Origin of the sequence: Treponema denticola ATCC 35405 (genome assembly GCF_000008185.1) — a bacterium.
GTDB classification, from domain to species: Bacteria; Spirochaetota; Spirochaetia; order Treponematales; family Treponemataceae; genus Treponema_B; species Treponema_B denticola.
Genome location: NC_002967.9, coordinates 868,691 through 892,723, shown reverse-complemented (window position 1 = coordinate 892,723; position 24,033 = coordinate 868,691). Strand labels below are relative to the sequence as shown.

Below are 24,033 nucleotides of genomic sequence, written 5' to 3'. Positions count from 1 at the left end.
CTTATTTACGCGGAAGCACTGCCGCAAAAAATGCCGTACATGGAACAGATGTTATTATACCCATACTGCCGGCAAGCCCTTGTACAATATGTATTACAATTTTTGGTATATTTATAAATTGCCTTAAACTCATGCCATATCCCCATATCATCATTATCAAAGGCAGAGATGTCCCTGCAAAGGCCAGAATAAGAGTATTACTCATAGTTCCGGTTATATCCTTTCCTACATTTAGGCCTGATTTAAATAATTTCTTTTTTTCGATTGTAGGATCTATTGTTAATATTTCGTGCATCGAAGAGGAGACGGACATACTTACATCCATTACAGCCCCAAGAGAAGCAATTAAAATAGAAATAAAAAGAAGCCCGTTTAATTTTAGATTATAATCAGGGGCAATATTCAAAAGCTGTTCTCCTCCTTCCATATTCACACCCGAAAGATTTGCCGTATAGGAAACTATTATCGAAATAAGCCCTGCTATACTTATTCCGCAAATGGTCCCGAGTATTGCAGCATAGGTCTTACGGGAAAAACCGCTTACCAAAATAAAACTTACGAAGGTGACTACCGAAACAAGTAAAATGGAAATAGGAATAGGTGCAAAGCCCGCAAATAAAGCAGGAACTAAAAGGCTCACAATAACTGTACATGTAAAAACCAAACCCAGTAAAGACTTAAAGCCCTGCCTTTTGCCGAGAAAAATTAAAGAAAGGGCAAAGAGCAAGACTAAGATATAAATATGGGTATCCCGTTTTTGATTGTACAACCAAATACTTTCTTTGCCGTCTTGAACCCTGATTGTAAAGACAGCCTTTAAATCCTTATAGGCCCTTGTATTATGCAGAGCACTTAAAGTATTATATGTTTCATAAACATTATTTTTTTTACTGCCATCCAAAATTTTCACTGAAATTTTTTGTACTCCGCGATAACGTCCGGTAACTATGGGATCCTCAGTAAGATCTTCTTCTAAGACATCTTGAACCACTCCTACAGCAAACTCCTGAATAAACATAGGTCTTTGTCCTAAGCTGTCCCGAATTTGAGGCATAAATATAAATAAAAGGATAGTAATTAAAAATATAATTACCGCAAAGATTTTATCGCGCATACTCCGATAAAATTATACTATGGGTATGTGCATCTGTCAATGATTAATAATTTATTCTCAATAATTTATTTATTTCTTCAGCCTTCCAATTTTTGTTTTGCCTTTTTAGGCCAGTCGGAATCATTTAAAAGAGCCCGCCCTACACCGATTAGATCGGCTTTTTCTTCCTGTAGAATTTTTTCGGCAGCTTCGGGGCTTACAATTCCTCCGGTGAGAATTACAGGCGCTCCTACTTTTTCTTTTACGGCTTGAGTTATACGGCTAAACCATCCTTCTTCTTCAAGTTCGGGATTAGTATATCCGCAAAAACCTCCCGAAATATCAAGTAAGTCAACTCCGGCTTTTTTAAAAAGAAGGCAAGCCTCTACTGAATCTTCAAGAGAACTTCCTCCGGAAATATAATCACAGGCCCCCAAACGGACGGCAATTAAAAAATCGAGGCCGGTCATTTTACGAATGGCCTCTATAATTTCTATATGAAGTCTTGTTCTGCCTTCAATGGAAGATCCGTTATATTTGTCTGTGCGTTTATTCATAATAGGTGAAAAAAACTGGTTCAATAAATAGCCGTGGGCAGAATGTATTTCCACGCCGTCAAGGCCGGCTTCCTTCGCACGCCTTGCGGCCTGAACAAAATCGTTTATAACCTTATCTATATCTTCTTGCGTCATCGCACGAGGTAGTTCATAATCAGGAGCTTTACGCGGAATCATAACGGAACTTGAACTTAACACATCATATCCTGTTATTTTATGTCTTGCAGCAGCACCTGCATGGGAAATCTGGGCTATTACCTTCGCTCCGTTTTTATGTAAAACGGAAGCCAGTTTTTTAAAACCTTCTATTGTAGAATCATCTGAAATAGAAAGCTGACCGGCACTGGCCTTTCCTTGGGGACTTACATAAGAGTGTTCTATTATTACAAGCCCGATATAAGAACCTTTCGTTTTTTCATCATAATAATCGCAAAGGGCTTGGCTCACAATTCCGCCGGCATCAGCCTTTTCGGAAGCCATAGGAGGCATTACCAATTTTGTGTTAAGCTCTATATTTTTAATTTTAAAACTAGAAAACAATAAAGACATTTTAAAGCCTCCCTAAAATTATATTCGGTATTCTATCATAGTTTTGAAAGAATTGTAAGGCCTTTTACTCCGAACGCTGATATACAAGCGTAATAATCAGAAAAATAAGGGCTATGACAGGCAAACCAAAAACTATAAGAGATACATACCGCGGTGTCAAACAAACAAAAAAGGCAATTTGAAGTTTGAAGATATATCTAAGAGTTTCCATCAAGATGTAAGATAAAAACGGACAAAGGGGTGAAAATAAAAATAAGCGTTTATTTAACCGCCTGCCCGGTGAAACTCTAAAGCGCCAAGCCAATATAAGCACAAGTAAAGAAACTATCAATAATAAAAGGGGTTCAGTCAAGCGGTATAGCACCTCGCTCAAATAGGCTTCTTTTTTTAAACCGTACTTTTCGGCTATCAAACTAAAATAGTACAAATCGGATATCTTCATAGCCGAAGGTCCGCTTATAGACTTTTCAATTAAAATAAAATCGGTCATGGTCATGGGGAGCAAAATATTATGAGCATTTTCCCTTGGGAGTTCTCCAGACAAAACCTTGGGATAAACGGTATTTTCTTCAGAATATCTATCAACCGAGCAAATCTGAAGCATTAACCTGTTTTTTCCTTCATCGTCTACAACTTCTATAAGTTTTGCATAAGGAATAATTATAGACCATTTTTCGGCATTGGATATTCCTAAACGTGTATATAAAACATTCATAAGATATATTTCATTACGTAAAGTAGAGCTTCCATGAGAGATTCCGTGTATTTTTATTACGGCACATTCATGACTATGCTCTCCGACAGTAAAACTTATGTCCCCCCTCATTATAAAGTTGGGAATATTTTTAAGCTCATCGGTAAAAAAGACATTTTTTTCAAGCTCAACCCTAGATAGATTTAAAAACCGTTCAACCTCAGGATCTTTTTTATCGGGATTTGAAGCCCGCATAGATGAATCAATTTGCAAAAAGGAATAATAAGCCTTTATATAATCTCCTCTCTGTAAAGTTTCATAGGCAGCCTTTTTACTTTTATATAAGGCAATGGAGGGAGCATCTTTATATGAAGCCAAACCTTTTTCTACCTCGGCCCAAGCCCGCACCGCAAGATTTTCGGCATCAATTTTTAAAGGATTGCCATCCTGAAAAGTTTGCATAGCGAGTTTTGCATAATAGTGAGCCGTATAAAAATCAAATGCAAGAGCAGCCATTTTCGCTCTTTTTAAGGCCGCCTCGGCAGTCATGCTTATATTATCTTCCTCTGAAATATTTTTCCTTAAAACGGAATCGGTCTTATCAAGAGAAAGTTTTTCTCCGGCAATCTTAATCATCTCGTTTAGTTTCATGGCATCTTCCGACTGAGGCCATATACTTAAAGCCCTATCGATATGATCTCCGGCTTGGCTATAATCATTCCTGTCATAGGCTTCTTTTGCAAGTTTAGTATATTCTTTATGTGTAAGAGCTTGATAAACGGATCGCGATTGGTATTCCATTAAAATAGGCTTAACGGCTTCGGCCAAAACCACATAGAAAGATAAAACAGCAAGAGAAAAAATAAAAAAATGCTGAATAAAGCGAATCATAGCGGATGACCGCCTCTGCATTTTTGCCGGTCCGAATTTCCCGAAAATAATAGGATAAGCAAAAATTAATGCAGACGTATAGATAAAGGGAAAATAAAAAATAAACAATAATATCGATTCACGAATCTTCCATGAAAATAAAGATACCGGCAGAACGGTTTCTTTTATAGGCATAAAAAAAACATAAGCAAAGGAAGCAATCAGACCAAGTAAAAAGTGAACAAAAAGGTAAGGAAAAAATCTTGAAATTTTATGCATCAATATCCGCCTCTCCAAAGTCTCCTAAATTATCGGGAATAAATGTCTCAAATTCTTCTTTTATTTTTTCGCCTTTTTTAGGCTTAACGGGTTTCGGCATTTTAATTTTTGGAACCTTAGGCTTCTTTACTTTAGGGACATTTATTTTTTGTTTTTTAATCTTTTGTTTTTTAGGCATTTTTTTTGCACGCCTTACAAGCAGCAACATCATTGTATAAATATAGATTAATAATGCCGCAAGACAAAACAAAACAGGCCTTATCCAAAACTTCGGAATTGCAAAAGGAAGCACATCCTCTATGCTCAGGATAAAGTCATCAGTCCGTATATAACTATAAGCATAAAGTATTAAGATTAATAAAAGAGGTAAAAGAGTAAAATTGACTATCTTCCATTCCGTTATTGTTGTAAATACCCAAAGAGAAAATATAAGCAAAAAAATCGAGCCCGAAAAAATAAGATAGGATGTGTAAGAAGCTTTATACTGTTCATATATATCATGAACAAAGGGGCGGACTATGCTGCCTGCTGCCTGTACAAAGACAGGCCGTTCTATAAAAGTTTCCAGGTGCTTATCATCAATTGATACCTTTTCTTTTGAGTTAAAGGCCTGATTGATTTTTTCTCCCTGAGAGTATACAAGCGGAATAATTAAAGCAAAAAATAGTGCAAACGATATAATCAAGGCTAAAAAAGACAGGCCCCGCTTTTCGGAATGCCGCATCATAAAAACATAGACTGCGAATATCGAAATAATACAGGCTATGGGAAGTATCAGATAAAGGCAATGTAAAAAGGAAGAGAAAAATATGCCCGATACATCTCCATACATCAGCGACTGCCAAATTCCAACCGATATAGAAAATGCTAAAACAGCCAAGACAAAATTTAAGATAAACACTAAAGGTACAAGCAGCCAATTTTTCATATAATGTTTATTTTATCATAAAACAGGCGATATAACAAGATACAAGTAACTCAAATATAAAATTACAGACCAACTTTCTGTCAGCTTAACGGCCTCAGCGGGTCTTCTTTTTTATTACTTTTTTTACCCTTGATTTTTCCCCGTCTTTCTTTTCAGCACTTTGGCCTTTGGAAGCACGAGGCTTTGCAGGCTTATCGCTTTTTTCGGCAGCTTTTTTTGCATCGCTAACCTTCTTCGCCTTAGCCTTTGCTTTTTCCTTTCTGTTTTTTTCGATAAATTCTATACATTTATCCAGCCCCTGCAAAAAAGGCCTCATTTCATCTTCAAATACGACAACGGCATGGCGGTCAAAGCCAAGCCCCTCGGAAACCTTGCTTTCGACAACCTGTAAAAAAACGTCGCCCTTTGTATTTTCTTTAACATTAAAAAAATAAGTCCGGTTTTCCGCCGAAACCTGAGTTGTAAAAAGTTCACCTCTAATTCCCATAATTTTCTCCAATAATAATTCTTTTTAAACTATGCGCCTAAATCGGCACGCCTTACCATCTCACCCTGCCATTCAACCAAGTATTTTTCATCTTCAAGCGACAAGCCTTTTATATCGGCCATTATTCTGAATATCGGCTCCGTTCCGGAACCCCTCATCCAGATAAAACCTAAAGGCTCATCTTTTGAATTATAAAATTGAATCTTAAGGCCGCCCTTACCCGAAACGGAAAAGTCTTTAAGGTCTTCAGTCTGCTTTGTTCCGTTATTTGAAAAACTGCGGAATCTTACAATACCGAATCTGCTTTTAAGTTCATCTTTCTTTTTAGCCCATTCTTCTTCAAATATCTTTTGGTACCTGCCCTTTAGAACGGAATGATCCTCAGTACGGATTTTTAAAATAGCTCTTTTTTCTCCGGTGGGAGTTGTTGTATATTGCGGCAAGGTTTTTAAAATATCGGTCAAGGTAAAATCGGGTTTATATTTATCCATTTGTTTTGACTTTTCGCACCAAATATGGAAAAGCCCTTTTTTCATAAATTCCGTTTTTATTAAAAGGAGTTTTAAAATTGCAAAAATGGTATTTATCGGATCCCTTACCTTTGCAGGGTGGGTAATGTTTCCTCCGTTTGAACCCTCTCCTAAAATTCTAACATCATAATTTTTTTCCCGTAATTCGGCGGCTAGATTAACTACATTAGCCTCGCCTACTTCAGCTCTAAAAACCTCGGCACCAAAACAGGCTGCAGCTTCTTCAATCCGCAAGGATGTAGGACCGTTTACAACAATAGCGGGCTTTTTATTACCTCGCTTACAATAGAAAGAATAAGCCGTCTCTGCAATCACTGAAAGAGCAAATACCTCTTGAGCTTCAAGAGGAACAGCCTTATTAAGCTCCTCATTCCAATAGATAATATTTCCTCTGTCGCCGTCACAATCAGGCATATAACCTAAAAAGCAGTTTTTATCCAACGGGCTTGCATCCGGATCCAAGTGAAGATGTTCCATTTTTTTTGCACAAAAATCCAGATTAGCTCCTTCAGGCAATATCCCGTGTACGATATTTCCGGGTACTTCGTTTATACCGATTAATGCTATTTCATTGTCCGTAAAAAACTGTCTGTCAATGGAGGCAGCTCTTGCACTTCCGTTAAAATCGGCAACTATAGAAATAGGCTGACCTTCTCTTTTTGCAGCATTAACTGCCTGTTTTATTTTATCAAAAAATTTATTTTGTGTTTTAGGATCAGCCGAATTTGTAATTACAGCCTTAGAATAATTATGATAAGCATCCAATGCTTCTTTTTTTACATAGACTGTCTGCTTTCTTATATCTTGCATTTTTTTTAAATTATAATCATGCAGAAATTTTAAAGCAGTATCTTCGGCATCATCGGCTTTGAGCCTCTCTTTAAACATGTTGATTAAGGTTTTAGCTTGATCTCCGTCAAGAACGCCCCCTGAGTCCAAGCCGAATTTAAGACCGTTATGTCCTATCGGGTTATGACTGGCGGAAATATAAGCAAAGGCCGCACCTATCGATCTTGCATAAGCCATGATTTCGGGAGCAGCCGTACAACCTACAACCTTTAAATCATAAGAAGTTGAAATAAGAGTTTTTATAAACACTTCTTCGATAGCAACGCCTGTAGGCCGGCTGTCCCTACCGATCACTATCGTCTTTATTTTAGGAAAATTTGTCTTTAAAAATTCAGCGAAGGCCAAAGCCGCATGACATACCAGTATTGAATCTTCATATTTTATGTCTGGGCTTTCGTCTTCTTCTTTTCCTGAGTCGGCAAAAACCTTCCTCCATCCTGAGGCGGATAATATCATTTTGGATAATTCAGCATTTATACTTATGCTGTTGTTTGTGTCTTTCAATTAACAATACCTCTTGTTTTACCTTAAGAATTTTTTAGGTTATTTTTTCTCGCAGTACTATTGTATCTACTTCTTCTATTTTTTGAAAGTCTTCGGTCATCTTGGAAATATCCAGCCTCTTAGGAACATTTATAAAAAGAACGACCTTAGAATGTTCCTTGGACGATTTTGACGAGCGGACATTTGTAGATACAATGGATGCAGAATAATCCGATAAAACATTTATTATCTCCGTCATAGGAGGTTTATTTCCGTGAAAATATATTTCCAAAAATTTGTTTTGCCTTACAGGGAAAATTTTAAGCTCAAGTCTGTTTACAAGTGAAAGAGTCACTAAAGAAATAACGGTCATCACTATTCCGGCCGTATATAGTCCGCTTCCTATAGCCAAGCCTATTCCGGCAATTACCCATATTGAAGCCGCTGTTGTGAGCCCTTTTACGTTGGCCCCTATCTTCAAAATAGCTCCGGCACCTAAAAAACCCATGCCCGAAACAACCTGAGCGGCGATCCTGGCCGTATCGCCCTTACCGCTCATTTGAGGAAGCCATATGGATATCAGCATCATCCCGCATGCTCCCACACAAATTAAGATATGAGTGCGTAAGCCCGCTACCTGCCTTTTACCGGAACGCTCCATACCTATACAACAACCTGCTAAAAAGCTTAAAAGTAAACGAATAATAATTATTTTGTCTGTTAAAGCTCCGGCATCCATAAAAAATCCTTATGACGGTCATTGTAGGTTTTGAAGTTTTGCCCTGAGGGGGACTTGAACCCCCATGCCGTTAAGCACTAGTACCTGAAACTAGCGTGTCTACCAATTCCACCATCGGGGCAAACGAAGGTTTATTATAGCAAAAAAAGCGGAGAGTGTCAATTATATTGAATTTAATATCATGCTCTGAAACATTATAATTATTTGCATATTTTATATATGGCAATTTTTCACAATATACTTCAAAAACAATAAGACATATAAATACAAAATATAAAATATTTTTTTTCATTTTATCACACCAATAATTATTCTTTTTTGCTTAAACTTCCGTCCGAGAAAGGTAATTAAACCCAGCGAATAAAGGTTAAGTTTTGGTTTTAATCTTTTTCTAATACATCATTAAACTGTGGAAAGACAATCCGACAGAACAGCTTTGCCTTGAAGCTGCATTGGTTGTAGTCCATTCCCAAAATTTATTATAGTTTCTCTATCTCTTCTTTGCTAAGACCGGTCATTTGTATGATAAAGTCAACTTCACAATTTGCTTTTTTCATAAGATTTGCCGTTTCGAGAGCTTTTTGGTGAGCACCTTTATCAATACCTTGGCGATAACCTTCACTTATGCATGATGCTCTATCGTGTTCATATTTCATACGGGAATCATAAAGCCATTTATCTCTAGGACTCATTTCCATTACAGAAATAGCGGTATTTGCTTTTGCCATCATCGTCGATTCTTGTGCCAGCACACTACGTACCTCCTTGTTATCGGTTTCAATAAATTTCAGCCAGTGTAATAAATGTTTCGCTTTATTATCTTTACATTGACCATCCTTTAAGAGCCTTGCCTTTTCAAGGCTCAATATATGAATCTCAAGTTTTGAAACTAAAGGCTCTTTTGTGTCTTGTTCTAAAACAAGATACTTGTTGTGTAAACGCTTATTTTTATCAAAGCCTTTTCCTATCAAGTTTATTGTAATACACTTTGGCAATTTTGTATAGTCTTGACCTTGTTTTATGTTTTCATTGTACATCTTAGACCAATAATATAAGGTTCTTTCAGGAAAATCAAAATGCCAGTTGTTTTGAATTTCAATATCGACAAAGGTTCCGTCGTTTAGTCTTAACTTGATATCCAAAATACCTAGCTTTTCAGTTAAAAGCTCTTTCTGAAACTCCTTATCCAAAAGTTCCAAGCCCGCGATTGTTTCAGGCGGAATGTCTAGGATACATTCCAGCAAGTCCTGTAGAACATCTTTGTTTTCCTCTACTCCGAAGACTCGTTTAAAAGCATAGTCATTGCGGAGGGTTATTTTAAACAATTTTTCCATTTTTACCTCTAATAAAAATTATTTGAAAAGAAGAAAAATTTTCCCCTTTCATAATTATTATAGAAATTGTTTTCAATAAATAGCAAAATTTTAATCCTAATAAATCTGTTGACCTAAGCTAAAAATTATTGTATAGTCAAAACATGAACAAAGCATTAAAAATATTACAGGAGAGGGGCTTTATTCAGCAATGTACCGATTTGCAAGCCCTTTCCGATAGAATGGACAAGGGGCAAATCGCCTTTTACACAGGAACCGACCCGACAGGGCCCAGCTTGCACATAGGGCACATGGTTCCGATTTTTGCCTTAAAGCATTTATGCCGTGAGGGGCACAAGGGTGTCGTTTTAGTCGGCGGAGGCACTTCGCGAATAGGAGACCCGTCGGGAAAAACAGAAATGCGTAAGATGCTTTCTTATGATGAACTCGATAAAAATGCGGCCTCAATTCAAAAACAGATTGAAAAATTTTTAGCGAAAGATATTAAGAATGTCCGCTTTGTCAACAACAAGGATTGGCTTGCCGATTTAAACTACATCGATTTTTTACGCGATATAGGTTCTCACTTTTCGGTCAACAAAATGCTCAGCTTTGAAGCCTACAAAAAAAGAATGGAAACGGGGCTTTCCTTTTTGGAATTCAATTATCAGCTTTTGCAAAGCTATGACTTTTTAATGCTCAATCAAAACTACAATATTGAACTCCAGATAGGCGGTGATGACCAGTGGGGAAACATGGTTGCAGGAAGCGACCTTATCCGCAGAAAGGGAGGCGGCGAAGTTTTTGCCCTCACCTTCTCTCTGGTTACAAGAGCCGACGGCCAAAAAATGGGAAAGAGCGAAAAGGGTGCGATCTTCTTGGATACTGCCCTTGTTTCTCCCTACGATTTTTTCCAATATTGGAGAAACACAGCCGATGCCGATGTCGAAAAGTTTATGCTGCTTTTTACATTCCTCTCTATAGAAGAAATAAAATCGGTTTGTGCAGGGGACATAAACAAGGCTAAAGAAAGATTAGCCTTTGAAGTTACAGCCCTCATTCACGGAAAAGAAGAAGCGGAAAAAGCCTTGGAAGGAGCAAGGGCGGCTTTTTCGGGCGGAGGAAATAAGGATGCCATGCCCACGGCGAATTTAAGTCTTTCAAAATTAAATGAGGGCATCGGTATTATTGACCTCTTTGCCGAAGCAGGACTTGCCTCCACCAAAAGCGATGCCCGCCGTCTTGTCGAGCAGGGAGGAGCTTTTATAAACGAAGAAAAAATTTCGGACATCAAGGCTCTAATCGGAAAAGAAAAACTCGACAAGGACAACGAGATGATTTTGCGTGCAGGTAAAAAACGATTTATGAGGATAATTTTCAGCTAAAAGGATTACTCTCTAAAAACATTAGTTTTTAGAGGTTCTATAAAATCCGATGCTTTTAGCGAGACCCTCAATAATCTCTGAGCGAATCTATCTCTTCGGCAGAAAGCTCGCGGTATTCTCCGGTCTTCAAGGTCTCATCTAAAACTATTGAACCGACTGCAATACGGCGCAGGTAACAAAGTTCGTTCCCTGCGCTTAAGCACATTTTTTTAACTTGATGGAATTTTCCTTCGGTTATGTGCATTAAAAATCCGCTTCTAAAAGAACCGGTTTTGTTTTCACATTTTTCGAATTTTGCAGGAAGACACTTATAACCATTTTTTAACACAATTCCTTTTTCAAACTCTTCACAGTAATTTTTAAATTCTTCATCGGAGGGCTCTCGGCTTAATTCCAGATAATAAGTCTTTACCGTTCCCGACTTAGGCGAGGTAATCTTGTGGGTAATCTCGCCGTCATCGGTAATAATCAAAAGGCCTTCAGTGTCTATATCCAGCCGGCCGATAGGGAACAGCGTCATCCTGTCAAAGGGAGCTTTTATATAATCCATTACGGTTTTGTGTACGGGATCGCTTGTCGAAGTTACGCAGCCTTGCGGCTTATTAAACATAAGATAAACATTTGTCCTCAACACAAGAGGCTCCCCGTCTATAGTTATTTTATTTAGGTCAGTGTCTAAAATAAAGGAAGGCGAAACAATACGCACCCCGTCGACGCAGCAGTTTTTTTTGCGTATCATTTTTTTTACATCACTCCTGGAGCCTAAACCGCTGAGGGCCAATATTCTATCCAAACGGGTTTTCAAGGTTTTTCAAAGCTCCTTAAAGGGCCGCTCCCTAAGGAGCCGCAAGCTTCTTTAGTTAAATCTTTACCTAAAATAGAATCGATAAAATTTTTTATGCCGTTTTCCCTATCTCTAAGGAGGGCGGTAATACAGGGACGGCCTATTAAAACTTCTTCAATACCTAAAGAAGAAGCAGCCATAAAATCTTCTCTTTTCCGTAAGCCGCCGTCAGCCCAAACCTCGCCTGAATATTTTTTTATTTCTTTTAAATGAGAGTTAACAAATGCGGCAACGCTCCCCCTATCGGTTTCGATACGGCCGCCGTGATTTGAAATGATGGCAATGTCGGGTTTTAGCTCCTTCACAACTTCAATGTCATAGGAGGTAAAAATACCCTTAACTGCAAAGGGGAGCTTGGCATATTTTTTTAAAGCAGCCAAATCTTTTGCGCTCTTTTTTTCAAGGTGAACAAGATTCCGCATAGTTACAATATTATAAGCATCCGTATCTACCCCGATAATTTCCGCCGACTCCATTGAGGCCTCAATTCTTTCAAAAAGCTTCATCTGAGGATATGGTTTTAAAAAGACCGCTCCCTTTTTTTTAACATCCCTTAAGGCTTCGATCCCTGAAAAAAGTTTTAAGTCGGGATAGCCGTCCCCTATGCTTAAAGCCAGGCCGGCCTTAACCGATGCCCTTATAAGGTCAAAATAAAACTGCCTTTCGTCCTCATAGCCGACATTTTCTACGGCTCCCGTCATAGGAGCAAGGCGGAGCCTCGGCAGAGGATAGAAATCAGATGTATAATAATTTTTCCACTCGGCACAGTTTAAAATAAAATTAGCACTTTCAAAGACACCTCCCATTCCGGGAAGCTCTCCTATGCAGGCTTTTCCGTTACATTCCTTACATAATCGGCACTTATATTTTTTGTTCACACTCATTTTATTTTCTCATTTTATTTTTGACAATAAAACCAAAAGTTTTTCTTTAATATAAATTTCGGCTTGAACCTTTTTTGCATTGCCCGATTCATTTTGAGAAGAAAACCTAAGCTCTCCTCCCGTATAAATACCTGTCTGCAGCGAAGACGATAATTTGTTTCCCTTATCATCTAAAAAAATAAAGTTTACTCTTACCAGGGCTCCGTCTTTTTCTTCACTCTCTTTTAAGCTTTCTAAAAATTTAGTATTTTCACTCAAACGCAAATTTGCCAAGGCCCTATCCTGATAAATAAAGGACTTTAGCTCAGTTTTTATTCCATAAATCCTGCCGCTATTTCTGTCGGAACGGGTAATAAAAAAGGCTATGTTAATACTTACAAGAACAACTATAACAAAAAACACCGACCTTAAGCCCCGGTTTTCGGTTACACTTTTTATAAAACTTCTTTTTCTTACAAAATCCGGATCGTGTAATTGCCTGACCTTTTCTGAGGCATTTTTAATTCTATCTTCTCTATTATAGCGGGTAAAAACTTCACGCGGAGAAGAATCCCTTTTTTCGAATAGATCATCATCACTCATTATTTATCCCCGATAATTTTATCGGCACGCCACCATACAATTAAGGCCTTGTCGTCTCGGGCAAGAATGGCCGAAATAATTCCCTTAGAGGAAACATGGAAGGTATTGTAAAATGTTTCATCACTTGAAACAATCAAATCTTTTTTATATTTTTTTTGAGATTTTAAATTCATCATTTCAAGTGCATAACCTTTAGTGGTAGGAGTCAATAAGTAACACCAATTACTTTCCGTAATGCCCATCATTTCATAAACCTTTTTAAAAGTAAAAGTTTCGGTTCCCGATGTTTCAATTTCCTCATAAGCATCTATATCCATTTTTTTATCATACTTACCGGTTTTAATATTTAAAAAATACAAACAGCTTTTATCGTAACTTACCCCAAGGTTTGCCCTAGTTGCAGCATCCTTTTCTTCAAGATAGTAATCAATTTTAATATATAAATAAAGATCATTAAAGTCGGGAATTATCTTATCTATCGAAGAAAATATTTTATTGGAACTTTCATATGGATTAGGTACTGCATTAAAAAAGATAGGTATCTTATACAGCAAGTCTCCCTTCCTGTTATACCAATAAATTTTTAAACTCGTCTGTGTTCGGCAAACGACTATTATATCGTTGGAAGAATTCGTATGAATCCCCTCAATAGACGGAAAAGGCGTTCCGCCAAAACCTTCCTGTCCCAGATAATCTATAAAAGTTCCGTTTTCGTCGAAATGCAGGATTATATCCCTTAAGGCTAAATTTTCCTCATGATCGTACTCGATTCTTTCATCCAAAACGGAATCTACAACAAAGAGATGCTTGGAAGAGTTTACGGTTAAAAGAGCAGGATGATTAAAGGGATATTTTATGGCGCCTCTTGTAGTTGCCTTAACATCCTGAGAATCGTTTTGCATAAAGGAAGGCTCCATGTTTGACTCGGGGTTATAAAAAAAGGTAAGTAAGTCCCCGAATGACGAAAGCTTTAAAATTTTTTGGCCGCCCGAATTAACTATGTAAAATATACCTTCTTTCATCAAAATCTGTGTATCAGGACGTGAATAAGTACTGTTTAAATTAAAAAGATTGAGCTCGTTTTCAAAAAGCCCGTAATTAAGGGTAAACTTTTCTTCTCTCTCAAGCTCTAAAGACGTTTCGCGTCTACAGCCGAATAAAAGGCCGACAAAAACCACAAGCAATATTTTTTTTATATTTTTCATCTTAATTTAATCCCCTAAATTTGTAAATTCATTTTGGAATATCCTCCGATATAACCTCTTCTCATTCTTTGAGCACTCCTACGGCTTATCGGAAAATAATTTTTAAATTTCCATGAAAGAACAAGGGCCAAAAGATTTTTTTCCAAGATTTCTTTTAAGGCGCCGATATCATTCTTATCGGAAACACAACAAAGGGCTCCGCTTTCATTTACCAAAACGCAAGAGCGGTTTTTTAAAGCATCTACAATTTCCGTGCTCATCTCTTCAGCCCGGTTCTCAAAAAATGGAAACAAAAAAACATTTTCGCCGGCAATCTGAGCAAAATCATCCAAAAAAGCCGGTATGCAGTTGTCTATGTTCATTTTTTTTGAAACAAAAAGAGCTGCCGGCAGAGAGCTTTGCTCTATAAAGTTAATATCCGGATAGGTATCATATATATGTCTATGTAAATCGGCTTGAAAATCAAAAAGGCCTTCAGTTATATTTCCGGATTTTATATCCATCTTGCAAATGGTAATATCGGTATTTTTATCGTAAACGGTGCATGAGTCGCCTTCACGGCAGCTTGCGTAAAAATTAATCAAGGGCTGTAAGGCTTTTCTTTCATATCGCCGGTAAGCAAGGGCCAGGGCCGGAACTTCAGCAAAAATCAAATTACGGCAAAGGTCTTCCAGAGCCTCGGCTTGGGCAAAGGCTTCCGCCGCATCAGCACCGAAACAGACAGCCCCATGTTGGGCCATTATTATTGCTCCGACAGGTTTTGTTAAACATTTTACAATATGACGGGCTATTCTTTTTGTACCCGCAGGAGCATATCTTGCCACAGGTACGGCTTCCCCTAAGACGGAATGAAGCTCCTCATTTTCAACAGGTATGGAAGAAAAGCATCCCGAAACAGCTGAGGCAAATTTCTGATGTGTATGGATTATAAACTTTATATTTTGGTCGGCCTTGTAAAGGCTTGCATGAACAAAACGTTCTGAAGAGGGTTTGACAGGTCCGGAACTTTCAGGCCTATTTATTTTAAGAACAACTATATGTTCAGGCTTTAAATTCTCATAACCATAGCCGGAAGGGGTAATAGCAAAAGTATCGGCATCTATACGGGCGCTTACATTTCCCCATGTACGTACCGTCAGACCGGACGTTAAAAGCCTCTTTCCCGTCTCTATTATGATACTTTTTGCTTCATCAAGGGTCATCAGCTCTAGCTCACAACCTCGTTGATCTCTCTTAATATAGCATTAAAATCTATGGGCTTCCTAAAGAAAGAGTCGGCACCCAAATCTTTCATCTGCTTTTCTAAAGATTCGTCATCCAGTCCTGTAATAACAATTATATAAGGCTGCCCAAAAAAAGGATCGGTCTTTATTTTTTTGCATATTTCCTTGCCGTTGACTCCGGGAAGGTCTATATCCAAAATCACAAAGCCGGGTTTATACTTTACAAGTTGAGCGCCTGCATCAAAGCCGTCAAGGGATTTATATACAGTCAAGTTAGGAAGATTTTTGTTTAAAAATGAAGATATAGCCTCATTTAAAACAGCATCATCATCTATAACTATGATAGAATTCCAATGAGCATCATCCAATGAATCCTGCAACTCAGGAGGAATTTTCATTCCTCTTTCTTTTATAAAAAGGAGCAGGTCTTCATAATATACCCTATATTGGCCGCCCGGCGTATTAAAAGCTTTTAAATAACCGTTTCTAATCCAGTTAATGGCAGTCTGATTTACAACTCCGCAGATATTTGCAACTTCAAGAGCGGAGTACATTTTAACTCGTCTTCTACTTTCGCTTTTTCCCATAGTATAACAATTAAACAAACCTCAAAAAGAGTCGGTAATGTTTTCAAGTCCCTCCAAACATATATTCACAGTGCTAACGGAAAAGCCCAGTCTATACATTTTACGCATTAACCGAGACTTATCCACCCTATTTATCAGTTGTTTTTCCAAAGCTTCTCGGCAAATATCTTCTTCCGAATGCTCCGAAAAAAACTCATTAAGCACATCTTCCACAATTTTAAAGCTTACTCCTCTTTGAGCAAGCTCGGAGGCCAATCTATTACGGCCTTCTTTTTTACTTATAACTCTGGTATTAAGCCAAGCCCTGGCAAACCGCTCATCATCAAGCAAACCTATCCCCATAAGATAGTCGAGTGCCGGATTAATCTCAAAAGCTAAAAAGCCTTTTTTTTTGAGCTTCAATTCCAACTGAAAACGGGAATGCTCAGCTCTGTATAAATAGGCCGAAGCGGTACACTCAGCCTCATAAATTCTTACTGCATTAAGCAGTGCCTCAAGCGATTCATCGCTTATAGGACAACCGCACTCACCAACAAGGCCATCAAAATCATCTTCATCAAAATAATCAGGCCGTGTTACAAAAGACACCCCTTCAGAATTGATGATTTTCACCAAATCTGAAGAAGTGCTGCATATATCCGCAATAGAAAAAGGATTAACGTTTGCTGAACTGGAATCTTCGTCTTGCACCGCGCTGACCGAATTTTTTTCGTTCAACCATTCGTGAATCACGTGTAAGCAATCCGTTAGCCTTTAAGGATGCATGATTTGATGCATCTACTTGGGCTAAAGCTCTTGCAATTCCGTGAGAGCACGCACCGGCTTGGCCTGTAAGACCTCCGCCTCGTACAGTGATTATAATATCATACTTAGATTCACCCGCAGTAACCATTAATGGTTCTTTTGCTTTTTGGACTTGTTCCGGAGTAGCAAAGTATTCGTTAATGTCCTTATCATTGACCGTTAACTGACCTTTTCCATCCCGAATGTATACTCGCGCCACTGAAGTTTTTCGTCGGCCTGTTCCCATTCCAATATTTTTCACTTTACGCTCCTTATACTTCAACCGCTATGGGGTTTTGTGCTTGGTGAGGATGTTCGGGGCCTGCATAGACCTTAACATTCGTTAAAAGTTTTCTTCCAAGGGGTCCCTTAGGAAGCATACCTTTAATTGCAATCATCAAGGGTTCAGCCGGTTTTTTAGCGATTAAGCCGTTAAAGTTGATAGACTTTAAACCGCCTACATAACCGGAGTGAGTATAGTACATCTTATCCTTAGCCTTATTTCCTGTTACGGCTACTTTTTCGGCATTAATAATAACGACATAATCACCGATTTCCTGATGAGGTGCAAAACTTACCTTGTGTTTTCCTCTCAGCATAGCTGCAGTTTTAGCAGCAACGCGGCCAAGCGGCTTCCCGGCGGCATCAATAAGGTACCAAGAGCGCGGCGCTTCATGTTCTTTAAAAAAAATAGTTTTCATTTAATGTATACCTTCTACAACAATATATGCAGATAATGTGGGTTCTGATATTGTAACTAAATATAGAATAAGTGTCAATAACCTACTCAGTTTTATTTTCGGCAGCCTTCATAGCCGCTTCTTCTTTTCTTGCATCCTGTTTATCTTTAATATCTGCAATTCCGATAAATACGGAAATAAGACCGACAAAGGCTGCAAAAATAGGTAAACCGCCTCTTAAGAATAAGAGAATATCCTGTCCCCAAGCCAAGCCCATGGGGAGGGCTGCAATAACCGTAAAAGCGATTAAAACAATACCAATAATAAGTGCTAGCATTTAAAGCCTCCTAGTAGAAATTCATTATTACATATTTAGACATTTTCGTCAACTAGCGATAAAAAATCAAAATATTGAAATATTAGCAAAAAAGTCAAAAAAAATATAAATCTTTAAAAATTCAAATATAAAGCCTTGCGTTATTTACAATATGGGTGTAGACTATTTATAAGACATAATCTAAAAAATATGTTTTAGGAGGAAAAAATGAAGGATAAAGAATTAGTTGTTGCAAAACCTGCTGCAAAAAAAAAATTAGTTATGAGAGATGGTGTATCGGAAGATAAGATTTTTTCAATGGGTAAGAAACTTCTTATTCTTTTCGCTTTGATTGTTGTTATTTCCGTATCTACGCAGGGAATAATAGGAGCCGTTATGTCAAAAAGGGCAATCCTTCAAAAGGTAGAGATGCATTTGACGGACAAGGCCGCAGACACTGCCGATCTGATAGATTCAATGGTCAACTCTTTTTTGAATTTTGTTTCGAGTGCTTCCAGAGCATCCGAGTTAAGGGATATAGATGCGTCCTACTCAGACAAAATAGCCTATTTAAAAAAAGAAGCGGCTTTTAATCCCAGAATAATAGAGTTTTCAATAACGGATATAAACGGAAAATGTCACACCCTTGACGGACGGATATTTGATGTAAATGATAGAGAATGGTTTAAAAGGGCCTTAGCAGGAGAGCACTTCGTGAGCGAGCCCTACGGTTCAAAGGCCGAAGGAATACTGGTAAATACAATCTCAGTTCCCGTATACGACTATGAGCATAAAATCATCGGTGTGCTCGCAGCAGATACACCCGGAACAAAGCTTTCAGAAGACATAGATCATATCACTGTCGGAAGAACCGGATATTGTTTTATCTTAGGTAAAACAGGAAATGCCGTAGCCCACCGCAACAGAGACCTTGTGCTAAATCAAGACAATTTTCAAGAAAATGCCAAAACAAATCCTGCATTGGTATCAATTGCAAATTTTGCAAAACAAGCAATGCAGTCAACAAAAACATCTATCGGTTATTACACTTTTAACGGAGAAAAAAATATCGGCTCCTATGCTATTATGAAATCTACAGGCTGGATGGTAGTAATAAGGGCTCCTGTCAACGATTTTTTGGACACCGTAGCAAGTCTGCAATACATGATGGTTGTAACCGGCTTTACTCTTTTGGGTGCAGCCCTAGTATCGACATTTGCTGTAACACGCAGAATGATCTTGCCTCTGCAAAAAGTTGTTCTGGCTCTAAAAGATATTTCTCAAGGAGAAGGGGATTTAACGGTAAGACTTCCTGTAACAAGCAATGATGAAGTTACTCTACTGTCAAAATATTTTAACCAGACTATTGAAAAGATAGGTAATTCCATCAAATCCGTAGGAACAAATACAAACACCATGCAGCTTATAGGAGGCGAACTTGCAAGCAATATGACCGAAACGGCAAGTGCCGTAGATGAAATAAATTCTAATATTGACGGCATAAAGCAGCAAACCTTAACGCAGGCCGCAAGCGTAACAGAGACAGCCGCAACAGTTGAGCAAATCATACACACAATAAAACAACTTAACAACAGCATAGAAACACAGGCAGCAAGCGTCGCCGAATCATCTTCATCTATAGAACAAATGGTTGCAAATATTGCGTCGATTACACAAACCCTGGGTAAAAGCGATAATATTATAAAAGAACTGGCAGATGCTACAGCAGAGGGAAAAGATAATGTTTCTACGGCAAACAATGTAACCCAAAAAATAGCCGAAGAATCCGGAAGTTTGATGGAAGCTTCCAATGTTATACAGCATATTGCAAGCCAAACAAACCTCTTGGCGATGAATGCGGCAATTGAAGCAGCCCATGCAGGGGAAGCCGGAAAAGGCTTTGCAGTAGTAGCTGACGAAATAAGGAAGCTTGCAGAAGAATCAAGCGCCCAAGGAAAAAGCATTACCTCTACCCTTAAAAACCTTTCGGGAGAGATAGAGGTCTTGGCTGAATCAGCTAGAACCGTTGAAGGAAAATTCAACTCAATCTTCACCCTTGCAGAAAACGTAAAAGAGATGAGCAACAGCATTATGGAAGCAATGACTGAACAGGAAAACGGCAGCAAAGAAGTCTTAATTGCAATCCGGAATATCAATACCGTAACGCAGGATGTCAAACAAGGTTCTGAAGATATGCTTAGAGGAGGAGAAGGTATAGCTCAAGAAATGAGTAAACTTGATGAGCTTACCCGTACAATTACAGATCGTATGAATGAAATGGCCTCAGGAGCATTACAAATAAATAATGCAGTTCAAGAAGTTCAAGGCATAACCCAAAAGAATAAAGAAAGCATAGAAGGCTTGGCTGGTGAAGTAATGAAATTTAAAGTTTAGCATCAAGTAACAAAGTTATAGGTAACAAAGTTATGGGTTTTACCCATCCTTAAAGAATTAAGGATGGGTATTTTTTTAACCTATTTTCCCGGAAGGGGATTATAGCTTACATTGTAGTCATAAACATCTGTCTGTTCATGTTTTTTTACAAAGGCAACTATCTTGTAAGTGAAAGGCGTAAATATAACTTCGATAAAAGTTTTAAAAAGATAGTTTGAAAAAGCCATTATAATAAGAATATCTATGCTGTAAAGGCCTAAAAAAGAAATAGCAACAAAAACGGCACTGTCTAAAAATTCTCCAACCAATGTCGAGCTTATAGTTCTAAGCCATAAGTACTTGCCCTTTGTTATTACTTTTAACTTAGACAAAACAACCGAGTTGGAATACTCTCCAATAAAATAACCGAAAAGACTGCCGGCGCAAATACGGGGCATCTGTAAAAGAATGTTATCAAAATCTTTTTGAAATATCCACTCTGCCTCGGCAGGAAGAACACTTATAAGCCAGATATTGAGGCTCATAATAAGAAGCATAAAAAAACCGGTCCAGATAACCTTTCTTGAAGCCTTATAACCATAGACTTCAGCCAAAACATCTCCAAAAATATAAGAAAAAGGAAAAAGAAGAGTGCCTCCGTCAAAAACGAAGGGCCCAAGCTGTACCATCTTTGCCGCAAGAATATTCGACAAAACCAAAACGCCTACAAAGAGTCCGGAAATTACCGGCAAGAAATTCGTTTTCTTAATGGAGTCCGTTTCAAGGGCTCCTTGATTTAACTGTGAATTTTCCATGACCGCGATACTAACACAAAGAGGAAAAAAAGGGAATAAGGTTTCAACCGATTTATTTTAAGAAGCCAGAGGCGGAGTTTCAGGATCAGTATCAGGTTCAAATTCCGGATTGTTGGAATATCGTTCAAGCATGAGAATTTTAGAAATTGCAGCAGGTAAAGCCTCCCGAAGCGGAAGGGTATGAGACGCCTGTTCAGTCATAAAACACAATATCCGTGAAGAAAAATCGCTCATAACCGGAGGCAGTGTACCAAAAACATTGAGCAAATCTTCTTATGAGTATTGTTTAATGGTTGAAGCAGAAAGATTTTTATCCATGGAAACCAGATATTTGCACGGACGCCAGCGCACGGTTCGGTCTTTGCCGTGATCTCCGGAATAACCGAAAAGGCGGCATATTAAACAACGGCCGTCATATACGGTACAATGATAAGGATTATCTATATCGAATAGGAGGCATCCGTTTTTTTTATCTAAAACATTTTCATTAAAACGGCCTTCCAGTATTTGCAAGGCCCGTTCTCTTTGATGAAAGAGAAGCCAAGATGCAAGATAAAGAGCCTCAACCTCATAAACATCCGGTTCAAAATGAACACAGCAGGCTCCGCACCCGTCTATACACTTAATAGGACATTTTGACATCCACTCCTTCTCGGCTTCTTCAATTTCTTTATAGACCTTGTCCAAAAGCAAAATCATTTCGGCCGTTTTTGTTCCTTTAAAACTTTCGACTTCTTTTTCCATTTTTATCTAAGCCTTATGCCTTTCAAAAAGTTTAAGATAATATTCCGTATCTTTTTTTGCTTCAATAATTAAGGCGTTATCTTCTACGCTTCCCAAAACAGCTTTTCTTTCTTCAGAATTCCGGTAAGTTATATCCCTAAAATGATTATTATAATCCTTATTTTTTGTATAGAATATTTGTTCTTCAATATATTTTCTTATTGCGGCTGCCTTGTCTAAAAGTTTATTCCAAAGGGCCGCATCTATCTTTTCAACCTTCATAAGCTCGCAAAGAACAGCATAAGCATTTTCAGCCTTATCATGGCAATAAGAATCATGGGCATAATCATAAGATTTATGAATATCTTGCCAAGTGTTAAGTTTACCGGCCTTTATGTCTTCTTTAATTGAATTGAGTTTTTTTTCGGGGATTAACTGACCGCCCATATTTACCCAGTTAAAATCAAAATCACTTGAAAGTTTAAACTCTTCAATACTCATTCCAATCTTATCCAAACCCTTATCAAAATACTCGGCTAAAGTTGTAACCCCATACCATATCAGCATATCTTGATAAGCCGCATAAGATTCTACCGCCTTGATTATCTTTACCCTGCGTTTAGACCTTTCGATATTTTCACCCTTTACAAAAAGATTCTTTGCCTCATCTTTTTTATCTTTTAAAATTGTGTCTATGCTTAAAGCTTTGTTCCCTGCCTCAATCCAAGCTGCGCATATCCATTTTTCAAGAAGAGTGCGGGCATTTAAAATTTCGGCAGCTGTATCGGGAGCAAGATAGGCGGTTTCAATATGCTGGGTCTTTGTTATTCTCTTATCCCGTTTTAAGAATTTTTTATTGTTGCGTTCAAGAGCGTACATATTGTACATCCAATAATAGGCAGGCATAATTTCAAGCCTATCCTCATGCGGATCATTTAAAACCAAACTAAAAGGAAAAGGAATATCAAGCTCTGCCGGATAATTCGCCTTTGCCAAAATAACAAATGAAGCAAAACGGCAATTATGTTTTAGAGTTGAAGAAAGCCCCGGCCAAAATCCCCGGCCTGCTATAATCTCGCCATCGTTTCCTCTTGTGTTGTGATTGGAACCCACAGTAGCCCCTGCAGCCATATTGGACTGCCCCTGAATCATAGCTGCAACCAAAAAAGAATTATTGTGATGCTGCTCATGGTACGGGAAGATAAGAGCATTGAGAACTTCACAGCAGGAAATGGTCGAGTTATCTCCAACGATCGAATGAATGAGGCGTGTACCGTATTTTAATTCGCAGTTATTGCCGAGAACAAAGCGTACTGCCTTTACTCCATAAAACACTCTGGAACCAAAGCCTATTATACCGTTTACAAGCTCTACTCCCTCCCCTATCTGCGAGGGCTCTTCAGCAGTTGATTTTATAGTCAAGTTTTTAAGCTTATTTGCTCCCTTCACATATACCGAAGAACCGAAATTAACATCCTTTATGATACGGCAGCTCTTTATTGCGGAATCGGAACCAACCTCACCGTAATAACCTCTGCTTGAATCTTTAGAATTTTGAGTTATTTCTTCACACTTTTTTATAAGCTTGTCATCATCCCTATACCTTGCCCATAAAAATGCGTCAGCCGTAATCATATCATAAAAGGGGTAAACCTCCCTTCCGCCGGCTTCATTGACCGTGTCTATCGTTACCCTAACCTTTTCATCTTCACCGTCTTTTACTAAACCTTCTCCGAATTTTGAATGGTTGGTTGTACACATCTCATCAATACGGCTCAAGATAACCCTGTCGCCTATTATATAATGCGAAAGATAGGCACAATAATGAATTGCACAGTTTTCCCCTATATCGCAGGAAATAATCTTGCTGTTTGTAATCCCGACCGGAACCGTAAAATCATGATATTTTAAGTAAAAATTTTGAGTTGAAGCAATTCGAACCAAACCGGCAAAAAGACTGTTTGTTATTAAATCGGTGTCAAAGGGATCTTCAACCAAGATCATCGACCAATCAGTACTGGAATTTCCGTTTTTTATCAGACGCTCAATTTCATCCGAATTCAATTGACGGTATTTACGATTTTGGTGATTAGTTTGATTAAATCTTATATAATACTCGTCTTTACCATCAGGTAAATATTTACCATCAATAAAATCATAGCCGAAATCTTCGGCTTTTATCATTTGCATTTTAGCCATAGGATTCTCCAAATTAAGCGTTTGTAAAAACACAAAGATTAAGTTAACGTTACAAAATAACTA

22 protein-coding genes, 1 tRNA gene and 1 pseudogene are annotated in these 24,033 nt (G+C 38.1%); 2 read left to right on the top strand and 22 right to left on the bottom strand.

The features are described from left to right. Window position 1: 1 nt before the first annotated feature. The 9 genes from TDE_RS04205 to TDE_RS04160 all read right to left on the bottom strand — a co-directional run bounded on the left by TDE_RS04205 (window position 2) and on the right by TDE_RS04160 (window position 9,392). On the bottom strand, window positions 2-1,114 hold the full coding sequence (locus tag TDE_RS04205) for a YibE/F family protein (RefSeq protein ID WP_002682145.1): 1,113 nt from the start codon (window positions 1,112-1,114) through the stop codon (window positions 2-4). Window positions 1,115-1,191: 77 nt separating this feature from the next. Further along, the gene (locus TDE_RS04200) at window positions 1,192-2,199 is read right to left on the bottom strand and encodes an NADH:flavin oxidoreductase (RefSeq protein ID WP_002682144.1); all 1,008 of its coding nucleotides are present in this window, start codon (window positions 2,197-2,199) and stop codon (window positions 1,192-1,194) included. A gap of 64 nt (window positions 2,200-2,263) precedes the next feature. After that, window positions 2,264-4,042, bottom strand: a complete 1,779-nt coding sequence (locus TDE_RS04195; RefSeq protein ID WP_010956828.1) for a hypothetical protein — start codon at window positions 4,040-4,042, stop codon at window positions 2,264-2,266. Beyond that, on the bottom strand, window positions 4,035-4,970 hold the full coding sequence (locus tag TDE_RS04190) for a hypothetical protein (RefSeq protein WP_002682138.1): 936 nt from the start codon (window positions 4,968-4,970) through the stop codon (window positions 4,035-4,037). Before TDE_RS04190 ends, TDE_RS04195 begins: the two co-directional genes overlap by 8 nt. Window positions 4,971-5,064: 94 nt before the next feature. Continuing rightward, entirely contained in the window at window positions 5,065-5,457 is a 393-nt protein-coding gene (locus TDE_RS04185) for a PUR family DNA/RNA-binding protein (protein ID WP_002672091.1), read from the bottom strand. A 29-nt stretch (window positions 5,458-5,486) separates the two neighbouring features. Beyond that, complete coding sequence (locus tag TDE_RS04180; protein ID WP_002682136.1) at window positions 5,487-7,340, bottom strand: phosphoglucomutase; 1,854 nt, start codon at window positions 7,338-7,340, stop codon at window positions 5,487-5,489. Window positions 7,341-7,374: 34 nt separating this feature from the next. Further along, window positions 7,375-8,058, bottom strand: coding sequence for an MgtC/SapB family protein (locus tag TDE_RS04175; protein ID WP_002677254.1), 684 nt, complete (start codon window positions 8,056-8,058; stop codon window positions 7,375-7,377). A 39-nt stretch (window positions 8,059-8,097) separates the two neighbouring features. Then, window positions 8,098-8,179, bottom strand: a tRNA-Leu gene (locus TDE_RS04170). Window positions 8,180-8,537: 358 nt separating this feature from the next. Beyond that, entirely contained in the window at window positions 8,538-9,392 is an 855-nt protein-coding gene (locus TDE_RS04160; protein WP_002682134.1) for an Rpn family recombination-promoting nuclease/putative transposase, read from the bottom strand. 143 nt (window positions 9,393-9,535) lie between these two features. Here TDE_RS04160 and tyrS point away from each other — a divergent pair, with 143 nt between their 5' ends. After that, window positions 9,536-10,756, top strand: coding sequence for a tyrosine--tRNA ligase (tyrS, locus tag TDE_RS04155; RefSeq protein ID WP_002682133.1), 1,221 nt, complete (start codon window positions 9,536-9,538; stop codon window positions 10,754-10,756). A gap of 67 nt (window positions 10,757-10,823) precedes the next feature. Here tyrS and TDE_RS04150 read toward each other — a convergent pair whose 3' ends face one another. The 10 genes from TDE_RS04150 to TDE_RS04105 all read right to left on the bottom strand — a co-directional run bounded on the left by TDE_RS04150 (window position 10,824) and on the right by TDE_RS04105 (window position 17,881). Then, entirely contained in the window at window positions 10,824-11,561 is a 738-nt protein-coding gene (locus tag TDE_RS04150) for a 16S rRNA pseudouridine(516) synthase (RefSeq protein WP_002682132.1), read from the bottom strand. Then, window positions 11,558-12,484, bottom strand: a complete 927-nt coding sequence (locus TDE_RS04145; protein ID WP_002682131.1) for an alpha-hydroxy-acid oxidizing protein — start codon at window positions 12,482-12,484, stop codon at window positions 11,558-11,560. The genes TDE_RS04150 and TDE_RS04145 overlap by 4 nt, the downstream gene beginning before the upstream one ends. Window positions 12,485-12,493: 9 nt before the next feature. Beyond that, window positions 12,494-13,066 (bottom strand): hypothetical protein, encoded by a 573-nt coding sequence (locus tag TDE_RS04140; RefSeq protein ID WP_002670162.1) that lies wholly within the window; start codon window positions 13,064-13,066, stop codon window positions 12,494-12,496. Beyond that, complete coding sequence (locus TDE_RS04135) at window positions 13,066-14,271, bottom strand: lipoprotein (RefSeq protein WP_002682130.1); 1,206 nt, start codon at window positions 14,269-14,271, stop codon at window positions 13,066-13,068. Before TDE_RS04135 ends, TDE_RS04140 begins: the two co-directional genes overlap by 1 nt. A gap of 14 nt (window positions 14,272-14,285) precedes the next feature. Continuing rightward, window positions 14,286-15,473, bottom strand: coding sequence for a class II aldolase/adducin family protein (locus tag TDE_RS04130; RefSeq protein WP_002682124.1), 1,188 nt, complete (start codon window positions 15,471-15,473; stop codon window positions 14,286-14,288). A gap of 5 nt (window positions 15,474-15,478) precedes the next feature. Then, window positions 15,479-16,048 (bottom strand): response regulator, encoded by a 570-nt coding sequence (locus TDE_RS04125; RefSeq protein WP_002677237.1) that lies wholly within the window; start codon window positions 16,046-16,048, stop codon window positions 15,479-15,481. A gap of 54 nt (window positions 16,049-16,102) precedes the next feature. After that, a complete protein-coding gene (gene recX / locus TDE_RS04120) occupies window positions 16,103-16,771 on the bottom strand; it encodes a recombination regulator RecX (protein WP_002677235.1) in 669 nt (222 codons plus the stop codon). Further along, complete coding sequence (gene rpsI, locus TDE_RS04115; protein ID WP_002682117.1) at window positions 16,737-17,126, bottom strand: 30S ribosomal protein S9; 390 nt, start codon at window positions 17,124-17,126, stop codon at window positions 16,737-16,739. Before rpsI ends, recX begins: the two co-directional genes overlap by 35 nt. A 10-nt stretch (window positions 17,127-17,136) precedes the next feature. Continuing rightward, a complete protein-coding gene (rplM, locus tag TDE_RS04110; protein WP_002682116.1) occupies window positions 17,137-17,565 on the bottom strand; it encodes a 50S ribosomal protein L13 in 429 nt (142 codons plus the stop codon). Between the two features lie 82 nt (window positions 17,566-17,647). Beyond that, window positions 17,648-17,881, bottom strand: coding sequence for a hypothetical protein (locus TDE_RS04105; RefSeq protein WP_002682113.1), 234 nt, complete (start codon window positions 17,879-17,881; stop codon window positions 17,648-17,650). A gap of 207 nt (window positions 17,882-18,088) precedes the next feature. Between TDE_RS04105 and TDE_RS04100 the strand changes: the two genes are divergently transcribed. After that, window positions 18,089-20,254: a methyl-accepting chemotaxis protein gene (locus TDE_RS04100; RefSeq protein ID WP_002682111.1), complete on the top strand. Its 2,166-nt coding sequence runs from the start codon at window positions 18,089-18,091 to the stop codon at window positions 20,252-20,254. Between the two features lie 80 nt (window positions 20,255-20,334). Here the strand turns inward: TDE_RS04100 and TDE_RS04095 are convergent, their stop codons facing one another. The 3 genes and pseudogenes from TDE_RS04095 to TDE_RS04085 all read right to left on the bottom strand — a co-directional run bounded on the left by TDE_RS04095 (window position 20,335) and on the right by TDE_RS04085 (window position 23,970). After that, window positions 20,335-21,048, bottom strand: a complete 714-nt coding sequence (locus tag TDE_RS04095) for a queuosine precursor transporter (protein ID WP_002682109.1) — start codon at window positions 21,046-21,048, stop codon at window positions 20,335-20,337. A gap of 57 nt (window positions 21,049-21,105) precedes the next feature. After that, window positions 21,106-21,792 (bottom strand): annotated as a pseudogene (locus tag TDE_RS04090) (YkgJ family cysteine cluster protein). Window positions 21,793-21,798: 6 nt separating this feature from the next. After that, window positions 21,799-23,970, bottom strand: a complete 2,172-nt coding sequence (locus tag TDE_RS04085; RefSeq protein WP_002682106.1) for a DUF4954 family protein — start codon at window positions 23,968-23,970, stop codon at window positions 21,799-21,801. Between the last annotated feature and the right edge of the window lie 63 nt (window positions 23,971-24,033).

Coding starts and splice junctions, on each gene's coding strand:
- TDE_RS04205 (WP_002682145.1), bottom strand. CDS start 1,114: ATGCGCGATAAAATCTTTGCGGTAATTATATTTTTAATTACTATCCTT.
- TDE_RS04200 (WP_002682144.1), bottom strand. CDS start 2,199: ATGTCTTTATTGTTTTCTAGTTTTAAAATTAAAAATATAGAGCTTAAC.
- TDE_RS04195 (WP_010956828.1), bottom strand. CDS start 4,042: ATGCATAAAATTTCAAGATTTTTTCCTTACCTTTTTGTTCACTTTTTA.
- TDE_RS04190 (WP_002682138.1), bottom strand. CDS start 4,970: ATGAAAAATTGGCTGCTTGTACCTTTAGTGTTTATCTTAAATTTTGTC.
- TDE_RS04185 (WP_002672091.1), bottom strand. CDS start 5,457: ATGGGAATTAGAGGTGAACTTTTTACAACTCAGGTTTCGGCGGAAAAC.
- TDE_RS04175 (WP_002677254.1), bottom strand. CDS start 8,058: ATGGATGCCGGAGCTTTAACAGACAAAATAATTATTATTCGTTTACTT.
- TDE_RS04160 (WP_002682134.1), bottom strand. CDS start 9,392: ATGGAAAAATTGTTTAAAATAACCCTCCGCAATGACTATGCTTTTAAA.
- tyrS (WP_002682133.1), top strand. CDS start 9,536: ATGAACAAAGCATTAAAAATATTACAGGAGAGGGGCTTTATTCAGCAA.
- TDE_RS04145 (WP_002682131.1), bottom strand. CDS start 12,484: ATGAGTGTGAACAAAAAATATAAGTGCCGATTATGTAAGGAATGTAAC.
- TDE_RS04140 (WP_002670162.1), bottom strand. CDS start 13,066: ATGAGTGATGATGATCTATTCGAAAAAAGGGATTCTTCTCCGCGTGAA.
- TDE_RS04135 (WP_002682130.1), bottom strand. CDS start 14,271: ATGAAAAATATAAAAAAAATATTGCTTGTGGTTTTTGTCGGCCTTTTA.
- TDE_RS04130 (WP_002682124.1), bottom strand. CDS start 15,473: ATGACCCTTGATGAAGCAAAAAGTATCATAATAGAGACGGGAAAGAGG.
- TDE_RS04125 (WP_002677237.1), bottom strand. CDS start 16,048: ATGTACTCCGCTCTTGAAGTTGCAAATATCTGCGGAGTTGTAAATCAG.
- rplM (WP_002682116.1), bottom strand. CDS start 17,565: ATGAAAACTATTTTTTTTAAAGAACATGAAGCGCCGCGCTCTTGGTAC.
- TDE_RS04105 (WP_002682113.1), bottom strand. CDS start 17,881: ATGCTAGCACTTATTATTGGTATTGTTTTAATCGCTTTTACGGTTATT.
- TDE_RS04100 (WP_002682111.1), top strand. CDS start 18,089: ATGAAGGATAAAGAATTAGTTGTTGCAAAACCTGCTGCAAAAAAAAAA.
- TDE_RS04095 (WP_002682109.1), bottom strand. CDS start 21,048: ATGGAAAATTCACAGTTAAATCAAGGAGCCCTTGAAACGGACTCCATT.
- TDE_RS04085 (WP_002682106.1), bottom strand. CDS start 23,970: ATGGCTAAAATGCAAATGATAAAAGCCGAAGATTTCGGCTATGATTTT.